Source organism: Caulobacter sp. GW821-FHT11A05 (genome assembly GCF_058809015.1).
In genome coordinates, this window is sequence record NZ_JBXASF010000004.1 from 273,561 (window position 1) to 291,936 (window position 18,376).

10 protein-coding genes are annotated in these 18,376 nt (G+C 68.4%); 6 read left to right on the forward strand and 4 right to left on the reverse strand.

Annotated features, from left to right (window positions below; all coding sequences use genetic code 11):
* Positions 1 to 2 precede the first annotated feature (2 nt).
* Positions 3 to 608: a carbohydrate binding domain-containing protein gene (locus AC1RSK_RS08825; protein ID WP_492907125.1), complete on the forward strand. Its 606-nt coding sequence runs from the start codon at positions 3 to 5 to the stop codon at positions 606 to 608.
* Here AC1RSK_RS08825 and AC1RSK_RS08830 read toward each other — a convergent pair.
* The 4 genes from AC1RSK_RS08830 to AC1RSK_RS08845 all read right to left on the reverse strand — a co-directional run bounded on the left by AC1RSK_RS08830 (position 592) and on the right by AC1RSK_RS08845 (position 10,157).
* Positions 592 to 2,544 carry a sialate O-acetylesterase gene (locus AC1RSK_RS08830; protein WP_492907126.1) on the reverse strand — a complete coding sequence of 651 codons (1,953 nt, stop codon included), beginning with the start codon at positions 2,542 to 2,544 and terminating at the stop codon, positions 592 to 594. The genes AC1RSK_RS08825 and AC1RSK_RS08830 overlap by 17 nt on opposite strands.
* Positions 2,541 to 5,462, reverse strand: coding sequence for a TIM-barrel domain-containing protein (locus tag AC1RSK_RS08835; RefSeq protein ID WP_492907127.1), 2,922 nt, complete (start codon positions 5,460 to 5,462; stop codon positions 2,541 to 2,543). The genes AC1RSK_RS08830 and AC1RSK_RS08835 overlap by 4 nt, the downstream gene beginning before the upstream one ends.
* A gap of 26 nt (positions 5,463 to 5,488) precedes the next feature.
* Positions 5,489 to 7,123 carry a DUF5597 domain-containing protein gene (locus tag AC1RSK_RS08840; protein ID WP_492907128.1) on the reverse strand — a complete coding sequence of 545 codons (1,635 nt, stop codon included), beginning with the start codon at positions 7,121 to 7,123 and terminating at the stop codon, positions 5,489 to 5,491.
* A gap of 91 nt (positions 7,124 to 7,214) precedes the next feature.
* On the reverse strand, positions 7,215 to 10,157 hold the full coding sequence (locus AC1RSK_RS08845) for a TonB-dependent receptor (RefSeq protein ID WP_492907129.1): 2,943 nt from the start codon (positions 10,155 to 10,157) through the stop codon (positions 7,215 to 7,217).
* Positions 10,158 to 10,431: 274 nt separating this feature from the next.
* Here AC1RSK_RS08845 and AC1RSK_RS08850 point away from each other — a divergent pair, with 274 nt between their 5' ends.
* The 5 genes from AC1RSK_RS08850 to AC1RSK_RS08870 all read left to right on the forward strand — a co-directional run bounded on the left by AC1RSK_RS08850 (position 10,432) and on the right by AC1RSK_RS08870 (position 18,261).
* Positions 10,432 to 11,952: a tryptophan halogenase family protein gene (locus AC1RSK_RS08850; RefSeq protein ID WP_492907130.1), complete on the forward strand. Its 1,521-nt coding sequence runs from the start codon at positions 10,432 to 10,434 to the stop codon at positions 11,950 to 11,952.
* A gap of 12 nt (positions 11,953 to 11,964) precedes the next feature.
* Positions 11,965 to 13,482, forward strand: coding sequence for a tryptophan halogenase family protein (locus tag AC1RSK_RS08855; RefSeq protein ID WP_492907131.1), 1,518 nt, complete (start codon positions 11,965 to 11,967; stop codon positions 13,480 to 13,482).
* A 17-nt stretch (positions 13,483 to 13,499) separates the two neighbouring features.
* On the forward strand, positions 13,500 to 15,479 hold the full coding sequence (locus AC1RSK_RS08860; protein WP_492907132.1) for a glycoside hydrolase family 97 protein: 1,980 nt from the start codon (positions 13,500 to 13,502) through the stop codon (positions 15,477 to 15,479).
* Positions 15,480 to 15,557: 78 nt separating this feature from the next.
* Complete coding sequence (locus tag AC1RSK_RS08865; protein WP_492907133.1) at positions 15,558 to 16,331, forward strand: IclR family transcriptional regulator; 774 nt, start codon at positions 15,558 to 15,560, stop codon at positions 16,329 to 16,331.
* Positions 16,332 to 16,473: 142 nt separating this feature from the next.
* The gene (locus AC1RSK_RS08870; RefSeq protein WP_492907134.1) at positions 16,474 to 18,261 is read left to right on the forward strand and encodes an IlvD/Edd family dehydratase; all 1,788 of its coding nucleotides are present in this window, start codon (positions 16,474 to 16,476) and stop codon (positions 18,259 to 18,261) included.
* The last annotated feature ends 115 nt before the right edge of the window (positions 18,262 to 18,376 follow it).

Here is an 18,376-nt window from a genome sequence, read left to right on the forward strand (position 1 = left end):
CCATGAAGCCCATCCTCGCCGCCGCCATCGCCGCCGTGCTGGCCCTCGGGGGCCCCGCCCTCGCCCAGACCCCGGCTGCGCCGGCCGCGCCGCCAGCGCAGAAGAAGATGGTCGACTATCTGATCAACCGGCCGTTCGTCGACGGCTGGTACAGCTGGGGCCTGACCCCCGCGCCGACGCCCCAGGCGACGACCGGCGTGACCGGCGGCAAGGCCCTGGCCTTCGAGGTCAAGAAGGCCGGCCAGCCCTGGGACGTCGGGGTGGTGATGCCCAACACCGGCGCCATCAAGAAGGGTGACATCGTCCTGGTGGCGGTGTGGGTGCGGCGGGCCAGCGGTCCGGCCGGGAGCAAGGTGCCCCTGCTGCTGCTGGAGGGCGCCGACGAGCCGAAGGTCACCCTGGCCAAGGCCCAGGACGTGCCGCTCGGCGAAGGCTGGCAGATGATCTACGCCTCCGGCCAGGCGACCACCGACTTCGCCGCCGGCAAGTCCACCGTCATCCTGCAGATCGGCCGCGACGCCCAGACCCTGGAGCTGGGCCCGGCCCTGGTCTTCGACTTCGGGCCGGACTACGACCCGGCCCGCCTGCCGGTTAATCCGCCCGGCTGACGGTGGTCAGCTCGAACGGCGCCGCCGGCAGGCCGGCGGGGCCGAACAGGTTGCAGACCGGGCTGTCGCCCCAGCAGTAGCGCACCAGCTTGGGGGCCGGGCCGGTGAAGGGGATGCGCAGCTGCGGTCCCTCAAGGCGGCCGTCGGCCCAGCGGCAGGCGCCGTCGGCGTCACACAGCTGCAGCCCCACCACCCGGTCCGAGCCAAAGGTGACCAGGCCCGCGCCGACCGTGTAGTCGACCATCACCGCATCGGCCCCGAGCAGGGCGCGCACCGGCTCCGGCGACGAGGGCGTGGCCGCCTTGCCGTAGGCGACCCGTTCGGCGGCCAGGGCCAGGCGGCGGCCGACCTCCTGCTTGTTGGTCGGGTGGATGTCGTAGGGGTCGCCGATGTCGATGGCGACGGCCAGGCCGGCGTGCGGGTCGGTGTCGACCGTCCGGCGTTGGACCTCGCGGGTCTCGGCCCAGATCGAGCGGACCGGCTCGGCCTGGCGCGGGCCGAAGCCGGCCAGCTGGACGATCAGGAACGGCATGTCGGGCCGTTCGAACCGCTGGCGCCAGTCGTCGATCATCCCGGGCAGCAGCTTGGCGTAGCCGGGCGGATCGCCGACGTTGGCCTCGCCCTGGTACCAGGCGGCGCCGGCCAGGCCGTAGGGGCCCAGCGGGGCGATCATGCCGTTGTAGAGGGTGGTGGTGCCGCTGCCGCCGACCCAAGGGGTGCGGGGCAGGTTGGCCAGCGCATGGAGCGGGGCCGAGACCTTGTAGCGCCAGGGCTGGTCGAGGGTGACGCTGGTCCCGTCCGCGAAGCGCAGCCGCTTTTCCTTGGCCGGCCCCCAGGCGCCGCCGCCGCCGCCGGTGTCGAGGACGCCGATGGCGATGCTGTTCTGGCCGGCCTTCAGGGTTCCGACCGGCAGGGCGTAGGCGCGCGGGGCGACCCATCCCTCCTGGCTGCCGACCCATTTGCCGTTGACGAAGGTGCGATCGGCGTCGTCGACCGGGCCAAATTCCAGGGTCGCCGCCTGCCGCGCCTGGGCGGCGGTCAGGGTGACACCGGTGCGCAGCCAGACCGCGCCGTCAAATGAGGCCAGGGCTGGGACCGTGCCCTCCCAGAAGCCTTCCGCCGGGATGGGCTGCCAGTCGCGGTCGTCCAGCTTGGGCGAGGACCACGGGACCTTGGCGCGCGAGCCTGGGTCATTGCGGCTCCACCAATCGCCGGCCAACTTGTCCCAATAGGCCCGGCCCTCGTCCGGCGAACGGGCATAGATGGCCAGGGTGGAGAGCTGTTGGTCGTAGGCGCCGTTGCGGCGCAGGGCCGCCTCGCTCATCCAGTCCTCGATGATCGAACCGCCCCATGAGGCGGCGATCAGCCCGACCGGCACGCCCTCGCTCTGGCGCAGGCGCTTGCCCATGAAGAAGCAGGCGGCGGAGAATTCGCGGGCCGTATCGGGGGCCGAGACCTGCCAGCGGCCGACCTGGCCGGTCGCGGGAGCCGGCTGGCTGGAGCGGCCGACCAGGAACAGGCGCAGGTTCGGATCACCGGCTCCGGCCAGTTCGCCGTCGGCGTTGGCGACCTGGCGAACCTGGAACTCCATGTTCGACTGGCCCGAGCAGAGCCAGACGTCGCCGACCATGACGTCGGTCAGCTTTTGGCTCTGGCCGGCGGCGCTGGCCTCAAGGTCGTAGGGACCGCCAGGCGCGGGGGCCGGCACGTTCGCCCGCCAGCGGCCGTCCGCGCCAGCGCGAGCCGGGACTTGCTTTCCGGCCAGACTGACCGTGACCTCTGCCCCGGGCGCAGCCGTACCCCAGACCGGGATCGGTCGACCACGCTGCAGGACGGCATGGTCCTGGAACATCGGGTCCAGCAGCGGCGTCTGAGCCGCCGCCGCGCCGCCTAAGGCGCTGGCCGCCAGCAGGGCGGCGACGAACAGGCGCTTCATTTGCGCACCTCGATGGCCGCGCCGCTGTACTGCACCGTCTTCTGGGCCGGGGCGTCGAAGTCGCCGGCCTTAGCGTTCGGGCCGGAGATCCAGCGGACGTTGATGGTCCGCTGCGCCGCCATGCCGGGGTAGGAGCCCTGGCGCGCGCCGATGGTCAGCACGCCCTTCTTCTGGTCCCAGCGGATCGGGATGCGGGAAAACTCGCCGCGCTCGTAGCCATAGGACAGGCCCTGGTCCTCGTAGAGTTCGAACGACCCGTCGGCCCCGACATAGACCAGCAGGGTGAGCGGCCCATCGAGCTTCTCGCCGGTATGCTGGATGGCCGGGCCGGTCGGCAGGATCGAACCGGCGCGGACGAAGACCGGGATGCGGTCCATCGGCGCGTCGACCTTGGCCTCGGTCCCGCCCTTGAACTTCTGGCCGGTCTCGAAGGCGTACCAGTCGCCGCCGGCCGGGAAGTAGACCTGGCGGCCGCGGGCCTTGTAGCTGTGGACCGGGGCGACCATCAGGGCCGGGCCGAACATGTACTGGTCGGCGATGTCACGGACCTTCTTGTCGGCGGCGAAGTCCATGATCAGGCCGCGCATTATGGTGCCGTCACGGCCGTAAGTGTCGCCGGCCAGGGTGTAGATGTAGGGCATCAGCCGGTAGCGGGTGCGCAGCTGCTTGGCGTAGGCGTCGTAGAGGGGCGTGCCCGGCTTGGCGAGGTTGTAGACCTCGCGCAGCGGGAATTCGCCATGCGAGCGGAACACCGGCGACCAGGCTCCGAACTGGAACCAGCGCAGGTTCAGCTCGTCCCATTCGGCCTGGTCCTCGGGCTTCATGGTCTTGGCCGAGTAGCGGGACTCGACGGCGAAGCCGCCGATGTCATGGGTCCAGTTGGTCAGGCCCGACATGTTGGTGTTCACCCCGGCCGAGATCTGGTCGCCCAGGTCATCCCAGCGGGCCACCACGTCGCCCGACCACAGGGTCGAGCCGGTACGCTGCAGGCCGCCCCAGGCCGAACGGGTCAGGATGTAGGTGCGCACGTCCGGCTGCTCGGCGCGGAAATGCTTGTAGACGTTCTCGGCGTTGACCAGCGGATAGGAGTTGAACACCAGGGCCCCGGGGCCGATGGCGGTCGGGCCCATGCGCAGGGTGCGCTCGGGGATGTCGAGGTTGGAGTGCATGTCCGGCTCGACCGAATCCAGCCACCAGCCGTCGAAGCCCATGCCCTTGAAGCTGTCGCTCATCTGCTTCCAGTAGAGCTCGCGGGCGGCCGGCAGGTAGGGATCGTAGAAGCTGTTGGCGTAGCCGGGGCCGACCCAGTCGCGGGCCCCGGCCTCGACGTTGCGGGTGTACATGCCGCCGATGGCGTCGAGCTGCTTGTAATGCTCCGTGGTCGGATAGAACTTCGGCCAGACCGAGATGATGATGTTGGCGTCCAGGTCGTGGACGTCCTTGACCATCTTGGCGGGGTCGGGGAAGCGCTTCTTGTCGAACTGGTGCGAACCCCAGGCGTCCTCGGGCCAGTAGAACCAGTCCTGGACGATGTTGTCGATCGGCAGGCCCAGGCGGCGGTATTCCTTGACCGTGTCGACCACCTCGGCCTGGGTGTTGTAGCGCTGGCGGCTCTGCCAGAAGCCGTAGGCCCAGCGGGGCAGCATCACCGACTTGCCGGTCAGGCCGCGATAGCCGGCGATGACCTCATCGAGGTTGTCGCCCGCCACATAGTAGTAGTCGACCGAGCGGCCGACCTCGGAGGCGAAGGACAGAGCGCCCTGGTCGGCGGCCGGCAGCGGGTCCTGGTGGCGCAGCGCGATGTAGCCGTCGGCGGGGATCCACTCGACCTTGATCGGCACGCGCTTGCCGGCCGGCAGCTTGACCTGGAAGTCGTGGTTGAAGGGGTTCCAGTTCTGGCGCCAGCGGTCCATGACCAGCTTGCCGTCGATCCAGACCTTCACATAGCTGGAGGAGTAGAGGCGGAACTTGTGCTCGCCGGCGGTGGCGGTCTCGATGCTGCCTTCCCAGACGACCTTGACGCCGTCCTGGCCGGACTTGCCCATATCGCCGACCTGCACCGGCTGACCGGGCTGGGCCTTGAAGCCTTCCGGCCAGCGCTGCTGGTCGCGGATGAACTCGTAGTTGATCTGGCCTTCCTGGCGCTGGACCTTGAGCTTGTCGTCCTGGAAGTAGCTGGCCGACAGGCCGCCGAACCGCCCGGTCAGGTCACGGACCATCAGCCGCTCGTCGAGCATGCCGTAGGGCCGGGGATCGCCGAAGCGGGTGATCGAATTGTTGTCCCAGAGGACGCCGTAGTTGCGGCTGGAGACGACGAAGGGGATGCCGACGTCGATGTTGTGCTGGGCCAGCTCAACGTCGTGGCCCTTGTAGTTCATGATCCCCTGCTGGTGCTGGCCCAGGCCATAGAAGGCCTCGTCGTCGGGGCTTTCCCAGACCTGGCGGGTGGCCAGGAAGCGGTGGTCGCCCTTCTGGTCCTCGACGGTCACCGGCCGGATCTCGCGGCTGCCGGCGCGTTCGGCCAGCACTTCGCGGCCCTTGGCGTCGAGGAAGCGCACCGCGCCGGTGGCCTGGCTGACCTCGACGGCGGCCTGGGCGGTCTTCAGCACCACCTTGTCGCCCTGAACCTCGACCTCGAACGGCGTGTCGGTCGAGGGCTTGGCGGTGACCATCAGGCTGGGCGGCAGGTCGAAGCTGGCGTCCTCGACGGCAGTCACCCGGATGATGCGCGGGCCATAGACCTCCAGCCGCAGGCGGCGGGCCGGGCCGGCGTCGGGGGTGACGACGATGCCGCTGGCGGTGCGCTCGAAGGCGGCCTGCGCGGCCACGGCCGGCGCCGGCGCGACGATGGCGCCGACACTCAAGGGCGCGGCCAGCAGGACCGCGGCGAACAGGCGGCGGACGATAGTCAGGGTCATGGCGTACTCGTCGAAAAAGAGGACGGTCAGTAGGTGGCGGTGATCACCCGCAGCAGGCGCGGGCGGTCGGTGAAGTTGAGGCCGTAGTCGGTCTGGTCGCCGTTCCAGAGGCGGTCGAAGACCCACCGGCCCTCGGCGTCGAAATGGCCTTCCTCGTAGCGGACGACCATGCGGCGCTTGCCGCCGGGCTTGGCCTTAAAGTCGATGCGGGCCCAGTAGCCGGTCAGCAGGAACTCGTTCGGCGCGACCTGGGCGACGATGGCGCCGCCGCGCGGCTTGTCGGAGCCGGGGACCGGATCGAGGGGGCCGAGCCAGGTCCAGTCGGGCTGGCCGAACTGCCAGCGGCCGAAGCCGACATCGGCCGTCCAGTCGCCAAGGTCCAGGGTCTGGGCGGCGTGATCGTCCGGCTCGGAAACACCCCAGACCTTACCCTCAAGGGCGGCTGCGGCCAGCGCCCGTTGCCAGCCGGCCAGGGTCGCATAGACCTCCCGCACGGGCTTCAGGCTCGGCTCGTCGACGGCCTTGGCGCCAAGCGGGTAGTTGGAATAGCCGGTGTAGTCGACGCCAAAGACCGAGAAGCCGATGCCGCCGCGACCCAGCGTCCGGAAGGCGTAGCGCGGAAACTGCCAGTCGCTGCCGGTCTCGGCGACGAACAGGGCGTTGTCGGCCCGGTCGTAGCGGCCCAGGTGCGCGTCGTAGATGACCGACTTGCGCTCGTAGATGTCGGGCGACAGCAGGTCGATGGCGGGCGCCGCCGCCTGCCAGACCTCGACGACGTTCCAGGTCGGCCCGCCGGAGGCGTAGCTGCCCGGCGCCTGGTCGTTGATCGGATCGCGCAGGGCGGCGTTGACGTACATCGGCAGCGGGTACTGCGCCTTGCCGGCGGCGGCGACGTCGCCGACGTATGACGCGATCGACCAGGCGTGGAAGAACTCGTCGGCGTCCTTGCCGAACACCTGGGCCCAGGTTCCCGGCTTCTTCTTCAGCCGTTCCAGCAGGGCCTTGGGAACCTGGCCCTTGAAGGCCTTCTCGGCGGCGGGCGAATGGTCGCGGACCGTTCCATAGGTGCCGGTCTCGTTCTCCGGCTGGACCATGATGACGGTGCGCTCGGCCTCATCGACCTTCCTGATATGGGCCATCAGGGCGGCGAAGGCCTTGCGGTCGGCGGCGCGGGTCTCGGCGCCGTAGGGCGACAGGGCGTAGGAGTCCGCGCCGTCGACCTTGACCAGCAGGGGGAAGCGTTTGGGGTTCAGCTTGACCCAGGCCGGGGCGTACGCGGGGCTGGTGTTCTTCCAGGTGGCGAACCACAGGAAGACCAGGCGGACCTTGTGCTCGCGGGCCTGGGCGATGGCGTGGTCGACGAAGCTGAAGTCGAACCTGCCCTCCTCCGGCTCCAGCTGCTCCCAGGCGATCGGAATCTGCACGGTGTTGGCGCCGACATAGGCGATGGCCGGCCAGGCCTCGGCCAGGGGGGCGGGGTAGTTGCTGGAATTATTGACCTGGGCGCCGAGGATGACGAACGGCTTGCCGTCGACGATCAGGGCGTGATTGCCGTCCTTGCTGACCAGCTTGGGGATGGGCTGCTGGGCGCTCGCGGGTTGCGCCAGGACCGTCGAGGCGCCGAAGACCATGAAGGCGGCCAGCATACCGGCGCGGATCATCGTTCGGGCCATCCCCGTTGTTCCTCCCAAACTATACCAAAAGAGGCGGGGGCGCTTCCGTAAAGGAGGCGCCCCCTAGTTAGCGCAAGGATCAGAAGGTGGCGCGGAGCACCACGGCGACGCGCCGGTCGGTATCAACCCAGTTGTAGGCCGGCTTGCGGGATTCATCCCCGACCAGGAGCGTGGTGCGCTCGTTGAGGATGTTGGTGGCCTGCAGGCCGAGCTTCACCTTGGGGTTGATGGTGTAGAACACCGACCCGTCGAGCTGGCCGAAGTCGCTGGCCCAGACCGGGGCGTTGATGTTCGCCGCCGAAGTGGTCAGCAGGTACTCTTCACGCCAGTTGTAGGCCAGGCGGGCGGAGATGCCGTACTTCTCGTACATCACCGCCACGTTGTAGCTGGTCCGCGACATCCCCTCGAGCGGCAGGCTGGCCGACGCGCCCGCGTTCTGCTGCGGGTCGAGGACGTTCTGGCTGGTATTACGCCCGCCGTCGCTCTCGATGAAGGTGAAGTTGGCCTGCAGGCCAAGACCGCTGAGCGGCCCGGGCAGGAAGTCGTAGAACTGCTGGTAGGCCAGCTCGAAGCCGTCGACCGTGCCTTCGTCGCCGTTCTGGTAGCGGGTCAGGACGAAGTCGAAGGTCTGGCCGCCGTTGGTGAAGGCGACCGTGTCCGACCCGGTGAAGATGTAGTCGGTGATGTCCTTGTGGAAGGCCACGAAGGTCAGGCTGCCGCTGGGGGCGAAGTACCACTCCAGGCTGACGTCGTAGTTGTTGGACTTGATCGGCTCGAGCCCCGGGTTGCCGGCGTTGCCGGTGAAGGGGTTCAGGTCGTCCAGGGTGTAGCCGTCGGCCTCGAAGTTGATCGACAGGTTGGTGAACGGCTGCATCTGGTACATTTCCGGCCGGACCATCGCCTGCGACGCCGCGAAACGCAGCTGCAGGTCGTCCCGCAGGAGGACGCGGAAGTTCAGGCTGGGCAGGACGTTGGTGTATTCCTTCTGGACGGTCTGGCCATCCAGCGAACCGCCCAGGGTGAAGGCCCTGGCCGCGTTGAAGCCGGTGCAGTTGGCCAGCGGGTTGCCGATCGGCGGGCAGGTCCCGTTGATCGTCGGCAGGGTGGTGACGGTGTTGGTGTTGACCTCGGTGCGGATGATCCGGACGCCGATGTTGCCGTCGTAGGGCAGGTTGCCGAACAGGTTTTCGCCGCCGAAGCGGGCATGGACATAGGCCGCCTGGGTTTCTTCGGTCAGTTCGGTGATGCCGCCGTTGCCGCCGCCGAGACGATAGCTGTCATAGTCGTCGCTGAGCGGCGTCCAGCCCCAGCCGGAGCTCTCGGTGTTGCGCAGGATGTCGTAGGCGTAGGCCGTGCCGCGGTTGAGCAGACCTTCACGCGGGAACCAGGCGACGCCGGGAACCTGGGTGTCGCCGCGGAAGAAGTTATCGAACTTGTACAGGAAGGACGCGTCGGGCAGGCGCGGATCGGCCGTGCCGCCCGGGTAGCCGGTGTCGTCAAGATAGACCACCGCGCCGCCGCCGTTGCCCCAGTACTGGTTGCTCAGCAGGCCCCAGTTGTAGCCGGTCTGGCGGTTGATGTAGTCCTTGTTGGTGGCCCGCACGCCGAAGGCGACCGACTTCAGGAAGCCCTCGTCGAAGTCGTAGCGGGCGTCGAGGCGGCCGGCCATCTCGTCGGCTTCATTGTCCTCGATGTGGTCCATGGCCGCCGCCCACCAGTAGGTGGACTTGTCTTCCATGGTGCCGCCGGTGGAGGTGATGCGCGGCAGGTCGCCCCGGATGGCGATGTCCAGGGTGGGACGGTTCTGCAACTGGGTGAAGGCCGTCATCGAATAGATTTCGGCCGTCGACTTGACGTACTGCAGGTCGCCGCTGAACGACCATTTGTCGTTCGGCGTGAACTTGACGTTCAGCGACAGGTCGCCGGTCTTCTTGGTGTCGTCGCCGATGCGGGTGTCGGTGTTGTAGTTGGCGTTCGGCACGGTGCCGCCGACGAAGACGTCGTTGCGATAGCTATAGGTGTTGTTGGCGTTGAGAATGCTTTCCGAACCGAGCGCATACTCGACGTTGTAGGCCTTGGCCTCGGAGCCCAGCCCCTGGAGGGTGACCAGCCACTGGTCGTTCGGCTGCCACTGCAGGGCGAAGGCCAGCGCGTTGCGCTTCTGCTCCCACTCGATGGTCCGCCAGCCCATGAATTTGGGGATGTAGACGGTGTCGCCCGCCGCGGCGGAGCCATCCGACGGGGCGTTGCCGGCGTTCAGCGTCACCGGGTCGTAGCGGTCGACCGAGATGCTGTTGGTGGTGTTGCCGACGTTGGAGATGCTGATGTTGGCCAGGAAGCCGATCTCGCCGATCGGGGTGTCCCAGCGGTCGCTGCCCAGCAGGCTGCCGGACCAGAAGCCCTTTTCCGACAGGTCGCCGTAATTGTAGTCGGTGTTGAAGGCGATCAGGTGGTCTTCGATGTCGAACGGCGTGCGGGTGCGCAGGTTGACCGTGCCGGCGATGCCGCCCTCGATCTGGTTGGCCGCGACGTTCTTGAAGACATCGACGCCGGCCAGCAGGTCGGCCGAGACGTCCTCGAAGCTCAGGCCACGACCCGAGGAGGCGGAGAAGATGTCCCGCCCGTTGGTCTCGGAGCGGACCCAGGACAGGCCGCGAACGAAGACGCCGCCACCTTCGGCCGCCAGGCGGGCCGGGTCGCGGGCGGCGTTGGTGCGCTGAAGAGTCACACCCGGGATGCGCTGCAGGGCTTCCGAAACCGACCGGTCCGGCAGGGCGCCGATGTCCACGGCGGTGACCGAATCAACGATGACCTCGGAATTCTGCTTGATGTCCTGCGAGGACTTGAGGCTGGCGCGGATGCCGGAGATGACCACCTCGTCGACGTCGGTAGCCCCCTCGTCCTGGGTGGCGACCGGCGTGTCCTGCGCCATGGCCAGGGAAGGCAGCGCCATGGCCCCCAGCGTGAACAAGGAGACGCCGCAAAGCAGGGCGGCGCGCTGGGCGTTATTCTTATGAGACATGAGTCCCTTCCTTCCCCCTTGGTCGCCTCGCCGCTCCTATGAGCGATCGCTTGGCGACATGTTCTCCCAAATGGTTTTGACCGGTGCGTCAAAAGCCGCTCCGATTTTTCAACGATGCATAAGTTTTCACCGGATGAAAAGTTATTTTTGGTAGCGCTACCATTTTTGGTCAGGCAGGGTGGTTCCAAAGCCACAGAGCGCCGTTCGCCCGCAGGGTGAAGAGATGGCATGCTGTGGGACCGGCGGGAAACGCCGGCCGGGAGGACGAACGGGAATGACTCACGGGCGGGCGCTGCGGCGCGTCGTGATCGTTGGCGGCGGGACGGCGGGCTGGATGGCCGCCAGCGCCCTGGCGCGCGCCTTCAGCGGGCCGGCCGGCCTGACCCTGCCCATCACCCTGGTCGAATCGGATTCCATCGCCACCGTCGGGGTCGGCGAGGCGACCATTCCGCCGATCCGCCAGTTCAACGCCACCGTCGGCCTGGATGAGGCCGAGTTCGTCCGCGCCACCATGGCCACGGCCAAGCTGGGCGTCGACTTCCACGACTGGTCGCATCCGGGCTCCAACTATTTCCACGGCTTCGGCGACTACGGACCCACGGTTCGGGGCCAGGCCTGGCGGCAGTATCTCTTTCGTCTGCAGGCGGAAGGCCGGATCGACAGCCTGGAGCCCTGGTCGCTGCCGACCATCCTGTTCCGCCAGAACCGCTTCGCCCCGCCGCTGACCGATCCGCGCTCGGTGCTGTCTTCCTACTCCTACGCCTACCAGTTCGACGCCGGCCTGTTCGCCAAACGGCTGCGGGTCCTGGCCGAGGGACTGGGCGTGGTGCGCCAGGAAGGGAAGATCGTCGACTCGCCCCGGGACGGCGAGAGCGGCCTGATCACCGGCGTCACGCTGGACGACGGGACCCTGGTCGAGGGCGACCTGTTCCTCGACTGCTCGGGCTTCCGCGGCCTGCTCATCGAAGGGGTGATGCAGGCCGGCTACGAGAACTGGACCCACTGGCTGCCCTGCGACCGCGCCGTCGCCCTGACCTACCCGCTGTCCGGGACGCCCGAGCCCTGCACCCGGGCCACGGCCCGCAAGGCCGGCTGGCAGTGGCGCATTCCGCTGCAGCACCGGATCGGCGGCGGCTATGTCTATTCCAGCGCCTTCACCAGCGACCAGGAGGCGCTCGACGACCTGATCGGCATGGTCGGACCGCCGCTGACCGACCCCAACCCGCTGCGCTTCACCACCGGCCGCCGGCGCGAGGCCTGGAAGGGCAATGTCGTCTCCCTCGGCCTGTCGAGCGGCTTCATCGAGCCGCTGGAATCGACCAGCATCAACCTCATCCAATCGGGCATCGGCCGGCTGCTGGAGCTGTTCCCCGATCGCGACTTCGACCCCTCCCTGATCGCCGCCTACAACCAGGGCTCGGCCCAGGAGTATGAGCGGGTCCGCGACTTCATCGTCCTGCACTATCACCTGGCCGGGCGGGCCGACGGCGAGCTCTGGCGCCAGTGCCGCGAGATGGTCCTCCCGGACAGCCTGGCGGAGAAGATCGAGCTGTTCAAAGCCCGCGGCGAGATCCGCCTGCTGGAGAACGAATCCTTCCGCGAGGACAGCTGGGCCGCCATCTTCACCGGCCTCGGCGTCTGGCCAAGGCGGGCGACGCCGCTGGTCGAGGTGCTGAGCCTGGACGAGGTTGCCCACCAGGCCGAGCGCCTGCGCGACCTGATCGCCCGCGCCGCGTCTTCCGTCCCCGAACACAGCAGCTTCTTTCCGGACCGGCCCTCGGCCGCCCGATTCTAGAACGAGAACCCCATGACCATCGCCCCTCCCATCCAGAGCATGATCATCGTCGGCGGCGGCACCGCCGGCTGGATGACCGCCGCCGCTGTCTCTCATGTGCTTCAGGGCAAGGTGAAGATCACCCTGGTCGAGTCCGACGCCATCGCCACGGTCGGGGTCGGCGAGGCGACCATCCCGCCGATCATCCAGTTCAACAGGCTGCTGGGCGTCGACGAGGTCGAGTTCATCAAGGCCACCCAGGCCACCTTCAAGCTGGGCATCGAGTTCCGCAACTGGACGCGGCAAAACCATAGCTACTTCCACCCCTTCGCCCAGTACGGCACGCGGATGGGGGCGGCGGGCTTCTACCAGTACTGGCTGCGGCTCAACGCGGCCGGGCTGGACGAGGACCTCGGCGACTACTCCGCCTGCACCGTGGCCGCCCGCATGGGCCGCTTCGCCATGCCCGAGCCCGACCCCCGGTCGGTGCGCTCGCAGATGGGCTACGCCTTCCACTTCGACGCCTCGCTCTACGCCAAGTTCCTGCGCGAGCGGGCCATCGCCAGCGGCGTCATCCGCCGGGAAGGCAAGGTGGTCGACGTCAATCTGCGCGAGAAGGACGGCTTCATCGAGAGCATCCGCCTCGACGATGGCGAGGTGCTCAGCGCCGACTTCTTCATCGACTGCTCCGGCTTCCGGGGCCTGCTGATCGAAGGCGCCCTGAAGACCGGCTATGAGGACTGGACCCACTGGCTGCCGGCCAACCGCGCCGTGGCCGTGCCCAGCACCCGGGTCGCCGATCCCCATCCCTACACCCGCGCCACGGCGCTGGAGGCCGGCTGGCAGTGGGGCATCCCGCTGCAGCACCGGACCGGCAACGGCTATGTCTATTCCAGCGACTTCATCAGCGACGACGACGCCGGGACCCGCCTCCTGGGCAACCTCGACGGCAAGCCGATGGACGACCTCAACTTCCTGCGCTTCACCACCGGCCGGCGGAAGAAGACCTGGAACAAGAACTGCCTGTCGCTCGGGCTGGCCTCGGGCTTCATCGAGCCCCTGGAATCGACCAGCATCCACCTGATCCAGGCCGGCATCACCAAGCTGCTGCTGACCTTCCCGGACACCGCCTTCGCCCAGCCCGACATCGATAACTTCAACAAGCTGATGCAGAAGGAGTTCGAGCGGGTGCGCGACTTCGTCTGCCTGCACTACCACGCCACCGAACGCACCGATCAGCCGCTCTGGCGGATGACCAGCGCCATGACCGTGCCCGACAGCCTGAAGGAAAAGATGGACCTGTTCCGCAGCCGCGGCCGGGTCTACCGCTACGAGGACGAGCTGTTCCAGGAGGCCAGCTGGGTCGCCGTGCTGCTCGGCCAGGGCATCATCCCCGAGCGGGCCGACCCGATCACCGACATCGTGCCGCTCGACGAGCTGCAGGCGAGACTGCACCACATCAAGGCGATGATCCGCGACGGCGTCGCGCGCATGCCGACCCACGACCAGTTCATCCGGGCCAACTGCCAGGCCCCGGCCTGGGATCGCTGATCCTTCTGGAGACCTCCATGACGCTTCGCCTGCTGGCCGCGACGGCCTTTGCCCTGGCGCTTGCCCCCTTCGCCGTCCAGGCCGAGGAGCTGGGCCGCGTTACCTCGCCCGACGGCCGCATCCAGGTCGTCGTCGACCAGGGGCCCGACGGCGGCCCCCGCTATTCGGTGCTACGCGACGGTCGCGCGGTTCTGTCCCCCTCGGCCCTGGCGCTTGGGCTCGACAAGGGGGGGCTGCTGGGCCCCGGCCTGCAGCTGGACAAGCCTGCCCAGACCGCCAGCGGCCGCGACGACTACCGGCTGTTGGGCCGGCGCAGCCATGTCCAGGCCGACTGGCGCGAGTTGCGCCTCGACCTTGCCGAGCCCGGCGGGGCCCGGCGTCGGATGCAGCTGACCTTCCGGGCCTACGACGAGGGGATCGCCTTCCGCTACACGGTGCCGACCGACGGTGGGCTGGAGGCCGTCGGGCTGACGCACGAGGGGACGCTGTTTTCCTTTCCCACGGACTACCGCTGCTGGGGGCTGAACCTGGGTCGCTTCTACAACGCCCACGAAGGCGAGTTCGACCCCATCGCCGCCTCGAAGATCCGCGATCACAATGCCTATGACGCCCCCCTGGTCTGCGGGACCGGCGGCAAGGGCCCCGCTTTCGCCATCGCCGAGGCCGACCTGCGCGACTACGCCGGCCTCTACCTGGCCGCCCAGGGAGACGGCGGCCTGGGGCTGCAGGTGCGGCTGGCGGGGCGGCCCGACGATCCGGGCGTGGTCACGCGCAGCCGTATCGGCTCGCCCCTGCGCACGCCCTGGCGGGTGGTGATGATCGCCGACCGCCCGGGCGACCTGATCGCCTCGACCCTGGTCACCAACCTCAATCCCGATCCCAGCTTCGACACCAGTTGGATCAAGCCCGGCAAGTCGGCCTGGGATTGGTGGAACGGCGGCCAGATCGCCGCCGTGCCGGGCAGCGGCATGAACACCGCCACCTTCAAGGCCTTCATCGACTTCGCCGCCGAGACGGGCCTGCAATATGTGATGATCGACGAGGGCTGGTGCATGGGCGCTGGCGGCGCCGGCCAGCCGCGCCCTGGGGTCGACGTCACCCGCCACATCCCCGAGGTCGACGTCCCGGCCCTGGTCGCCTATGGCCGCGAGCGCGAGGTCGGCGTCCTGCTGTGGGTCAACTGGAAGGCGCTGGACGCCCAGTTCGACGCCGCCCTCGACACCTACCAGGCCTGGGGCGTGGCCGGGATCAAGGTCGACTTCATGGACCGCGACGACGCGCAGATGGTCGACTGGTATCACCGCCTGCTGACCGCCACGGCCAGGCGCCGGCTGCTGGTCGATCTGCACGGCGCCTACCACCCGACCGGCCTGACCCGCACCTATCCGCATTTCGTGACCCAGGAGGGCGTCCTGGGGGCGGAGTACAACAAGTGGTCGCGGCGCATCACCGCCACCCACAACGTGACCCTGCCCTACACCCGCATGCTGCTGGGCCCGATGGACTACACCCCTGGCGGCTTCCGCAACGTGGCGCCGGCGGACTTCAAGTCGAAGTTCATCCTGCCGACGGTGATGACCACCCGGGCCCATGGCCTGGCCATGTTCGTGGTCTATGAAAGCCCGCTGACCGTGGTCGCCGATACGCCGGACGCCTACCGCGACCAGCCGGAAACGGCCTTCATCGGCCAGGTTCCCACCACCTGGGACGAGACCCGCTTCCTGTCCGGCGACATCGGCGAGTCGATCGTCCTGGCCCGCCGCAAGGGCGGCGACTGGTACCTCGGGGCCATGACCAACGAGCAGGGCCGCAAGGTCAGGGTCCCGCTGAGCTTCCTGGGCGAAGGCCGGTTCGAAGCGACCATCTACGCCGACGGCGCGACGCCGACCGCGACACGCATCGAAACCCGGACGGTGACGGCCCGCGACGCCCTGGCCCTCACCCTGGCCCCCAGCGGCGGAGCGGCCGTGCGTTTCACCCCGTCCCCCGGGCCGTAACCATGGCCCGAATGGCATTTTCAAGATCGGCAACGGCTTTTACTGGTGATATGACCAAGGCCCTGGAGAGGGGTTCGCATGCTGGACAGTTTGGACGACGACACGCGCAAGTACCGGGCGCCCGCCCTGGAAAAGGGGCTGGATGTCCTGGAGCTGCTGTCGCAGCACGGTCTGCCGCTGACGCCGTCGCAGATGTCGACCATGCTGGGCCGCTCGGTCAGCGAGCTGTTCCGCATGATCCAGGTGCTGGAGTTCCGCGGCTATATCGAGCCTTCGCCCGACGGCTATCGGCTGACCAACCGGCTGTTCACCCTCGGCGTCGCCCAGGCCCCGGCCAAGAACCTGATCGACACCGCCCTGCCGCTGATGCGCGACCTGGCCGATTCCACGGGCCAGTCCTGCCATCTGGTGGCGCCCTCCGGCGAGCAGATCGTCGTCGTCGCCCGCATCGAGGCCCCCGGCGACATGGGCTATTCGGTGCGCATCGGCTATCGGCGCAACATCATCGAGGCGACGTCGGGCCTGCTGTTCTACGGCTGCGCCACCCCCCGGGCCCGGGACCTGTTGCGCGAGCTTCTGACCCCAAAGCACGGCAAGAAACAGGTGGCCGACTATGTCGCCGCCGCCGAGGCCGCAGGGGCGCAGGGCTACGCCGAGCGGGCCAGCACCTTCGTTCGCGGCGTCACCGACCTGGCCGCGCCGATCATGGGAACCGACGGGGTGATCGCCACCCTGATCACCCCCTTCATCGAGCGCACCCCGCCGACCTGCGACCTGGGCGAGGCGCTCGGCCAACTTCGGCGGGCGGCGGAGCTGATCTCGGCGGAGGTCGGGGCCTTGTCGGCCGCTTGAACGCGCCCGGCGTTGACTTGCCGGCGCCCGGCCGCCATTTTTTACAAACGAAAATGACACCACAAATAAAATCTGAAAATCCTAAGTGGTCCGCGCAGCCACCAACTCTCATGTCGTCGATGGCGGCCGGAACTGATCCTCAATGACGAAGAAACCCCTCCGTTCGCGCGCCTGGTTCGACAACCCGGACAATCCGGACATGACGGCGCTCTACCTCGAGCGCTACCTGAACTACGGCCTCAGCCGCAAAGAGCTGCAGGCCGGCAAGCCGATCATCGGCATCGCCCAGACCGGCTCCGACCTCAGCCCCTGCAACCGCCACCACCTGGTGCTGGCCCAGCGGCTGCGGGAGGGCATCCGCGAGGCCGGCGGCATCGCCATGGAGTTCCCGGTCCATCCGATCCAGGAGACCGGCAAGCGGCCGACCGCCGGCCTCGACCGCAACCTCGCCTACCTCGGGCTGGTGGAGTGCCTCTACGGCTATCCGCTGGACGGGGTGGTGCTGACCATCGGCTGCGACAAGACCACCCCGGCCTGCCTGATGGCCGCCGCCACCGTCGACATCCCGGCCATCGCCCTGTCGGTCGGGCCGATGCTGAACGGCTGGCACAAGGGCGAGCGCACCGGTTCGGGGACGATCATCTGGAAGGCGCGCCAGATGATGGCGGCCGGCGAGATCGACTACGACGGCTTCATCGAACTGGTCGCCTCTTCGACCCCGTCGGTCGGCTACTGCAACACCATGGGCACGGCCACGACCATGAACAGCCTGGCCGAGGCGCTTGGCATGTCCCTGCCCGGCTCGGCCGCCATTCCGGCCCCCTACCGCCAGCGCGGCGAGGTGGCCTATGAGACCGGCAAGCGGATCGTCGAGATGGTGCGTGAGGACCTCAAGCCCTCCGACATCCTGACGAAAGAAGCCTTCCACAACGCCATCGTCGTCAACTCCGCCATCGGCGGCTCGACCAACGCCCCGGTCCACCTGACCGCCCTGGCCCGGCACGCCGGCGTCGAGGTGCCGCTGAAGGACTGGGAGACCCACGGCCTGAAGGTGCCGCTGCTGGTCAACCTGCAGCCGGCCGGCGCCTATCTGGGCGAGGACTACTACCATGCCGGCGGCGTGCCGGCGGTGGTCAACGAACTGATGAAGCAGGGGCTGATCCACGAGGGCGCCCAGACCGTTTCGGGCCAGTCGATCGGCGACAACTGCCGCGGCCGCGAAAGCGAGTCGCCCGACGTCATCCGCGCCTTCGACAACCCGCTGATGACCGACGCCGGCTTCCTGATCCTCAGCGGCAACCTGTTCTCGACGGCGGTGATGAAGCTCAGCGTCATCAGCCCGGAGTTCCGTGCCCGCTACCTGGCCAACCCTGACGATCTGAACGCCTTCGAAGGCTCGGTCGTGGTCTTCGACGGGCCCGAGGACTACCACCACCGCATCGACGATCCGGCCCTGGGCCTGACCGAGCAGAGCCTGCTGGTCATGCTGGGAGCCGGCCCGGTCGGCTATCCGGGCGCCGCCGAGGTGGTCAACATGCGGCCGCCCGCCTACCTGATCAAACAGGGGGTCTCGGCCCTGGCCTGCATCGGCGACGGCCGCCAGTCGGGCACCTCCGGCTCCCCCTCCATCCTGCACGCCTCGCCCGAGGCGGCCACCGGCGGCAACATCGCCCTGTTGCGCACCGGCGACCGGGTGCGCATCGACCTCAACACCGGCGAGGCCAATGTGCTGATCTCCGCCGAGGAGCTGGCCACGCGCCGGGCCGCCTTCGAGGCGGCGGGCGGGTTCAAATATCCCCCCTCCCAGACGCCCTGGCAGGAGATGCAGCGCGGCATGGTCGGCGAACTGGAAACCGGCGCGGTTCTGGAACCGGCGGTCAAGTACCACCGCATCATCGACCGGTATGGCCTGCCGAGGGACAACCACTAGGTCTGTGAGTTCGCCTCTGGGCTCCCTTCTCCCCTTGTGGGAGAAGGTGGCCCGAAGGGCCGGATGAGGGGTCGATAGGTCTTTCAGCTGCGCAGAGGCGGTGGCGACAGGCTGT

Excerpts from the sequence above, each read along its gene's own strand:
- AC1RSK_RS08850 (WP_492907130.1), top strand. The coding sequence starts at position 10,432 with ATGACTCACGGGCGGGCGCTGCGGCGCGTCGTGATCGTTGGCGGCGGG.
- AC1RSK_RS08855 (WP_492907131.1), top strand. The coding sequence starts at position 11,965 with ATGACCATCGCCCCTCCCATCCAGAGCATGATCATCGTCGGCGGCGGC.
- AC1RSK_RS08845 (WP_492907129.1), bottom strand. The coding sequence starts at position 10,157 with ATGTCTCATAAGAATAACGCCCAGCGCGCCGCCCTGCTTTGCGGCGTC.
- AC1RSK_RS08860 (WP_492907132.1), top strand. The coding sequence starts at position 13,500 with ATGACGCTTCGCCTGCTGGCCGCGACGGCCTTTGCCCTGGCGCTTGCC.
- AC1RSK_RS08865 (WP_492907133.1), top strand. The coding sequence starts at position 15,558 with ATGCTGGACAGTTTGGACGACGACACGCGCAAGTACCGGGCGCCCGCC.
- AC1RSK_RS08825 (WP_492907125.1), top strand. The coding sequence starts at position 3 with ATGAAGCCCATCCTCGCCGCCGCCATCGCCGCCGTGCTGGCCCTCGGG.
- AC1RSK_RS08840 (WP_492907128.1), bottom strand. The coding sequence starts at position 7,123 with ATGATCCGCGCCGGTATGCTGGCCGCCTTCATGGTCTTCGGCGCCTCG.
- AC1RSK_RS08835 (WP_492907127.1), bottom strand. The coding sequence starts at position 5,462 with ATGACCCTGACTATCGTCCGCCGCCTGTTCGCCGCGGTCCTGCTGGCC.
- AC1RSK_RS08830 (WP_492907126.1), bottom strand. The coding sequence starts at position 2,544 with ATGAAGCGCCTGTTCGTCGCCGCCCTGCTGGCGGCCAGCGCCTTAGGC.
- AC1RSK_RS08870 (WP_492907134.1), top strand. The coding sequence starts at position 16,474 with ATGACGAAGAAACCCCTCCGTTCGCGCGCCTGGTTCGACAACCCGGAC.